2 protein-coding genes are annotated in these 1,150 nt (G+C 44.4%); both read right to left on the bottom strand.

Annotated features, from left to right (window positions below; translation table 11 throughout):
• A partial coding sequence (locus IQR33_RS23065) for a hypothetical protein (protein ID WP_193844076.1) occupies positions 1–506 on the bottom strand: 506 nt, incomplete at its 3' end.
• Between the two features lie 146 nt (positions 507–652).
• On the bottom strand, positions 653–1,150 hold a 498-nt coding region (locus IQR33_RS23060), incomplete at its 5' end, for a hypothetical protein (RefSeq protein WP_228014078.1).

Here is a 1,150-nt window from a genome sequence, read left to right as displayed (position 1 = left end):
AGGCCAGCATTAGCTATGAGCTTATCAACATAGCGGTTGAGCGTATAAGGTGCGTAATTGACTGCTCCACCAGCCTTTGTCCCTCGTTTTTGGACACCGAAGGGCTTGAATGTTTCGGGGTTTACAAGAAATAGAGCTGTAGGGCACAACCCCAAATAGCTATTAAGCGGAGAAGTTAAAACTTGTTCTTTCTTGAGTAACGTTATGTACTGTTCAACTGACCGCTTTAATCCATCGTGCGAAAATAGAATTGGTCTTTCTCGCCCGTTATAGGCTCGTTCGGCATCGATAATGAACAGTTCATTCAATTCACCGTTTGCTGATATAAAGTCGCTAACAACCAACGTGGCTATTTCTATTTCGCGCATAGCCGCAGTCGTCATCAATTGAACAACAAGCTTGTTCACCAATGTCCAAGGGTTCGCTCGACTTACGTTGCTCGTAACCAATTTTTTCAGCTCTTTGTTCGATAGAGGTCTTCCGTCCAAAGCCGTATACCAACGCATTATTATTACCATTAATGCGTAATTATGGCAGTATTTGTACAAAAAGACTACAGCTAAACGTCACAAATAGAACTAAGTCAGTTAGTTATGAGTCAAGTAGGAAACTCGCATTACCCCTGTTATTCCGAGGTAATGCGAAATGTGGTTTAGCGAGTGCGAGTATGGCCGAAGAAAAGCTGCTCACCCATTTTGATATCGCGCAGCTTCATGGGGATATTGGGGTCGGTTAACTTGTAATGGCGCATCACCGAGTTGAGCGCACTGGTGTAAAGCTGAAGGGTGCGAATTCGGATATTGCAGTCTTGAACTGAACCTTGGCTCTGGCTCGATACCATGTCCACTTCACCGTTAAGCGTATATTCAAAAAGTGCGGTCGCTTGATAGGACTCAGGCTGGTCTAGCGTTTCCATAAGCTCCGATAGGTCGGTGTTTTGCCACTGAACTTTCTCAAATGGCAATTCAGCATTAACCATTTGGCAGTAAAACGCTCTGTCTACATCGAGATCCAGTTGGTTGACGAAATCAAGCGGCGTCCACTCCCAATGCGTTTGAGTCACTAATTTGGAATAGGATGGTTTGTCGATTCGCTCAGAAACATGAAATCTATGAGTGGAGCTAAACTGCATTAGCCACGCTTTCAACTC

Source organism: Vibrio sp. OPT46, assembly GCF_015163535.1.
Taxonomy (GTDB): domain Bacteria; phylum Pseudomonadota; class Gammaproteobacteria; order Enterobacterales; family Vibrionaceae; genus Vibrio; species Vibrio alginolyticus.
The sequence above is the reverse complement of the archived record's forward strand: the minus strand, read 5'-3'. Positions and strand labels throughout refer to the sequence as shown.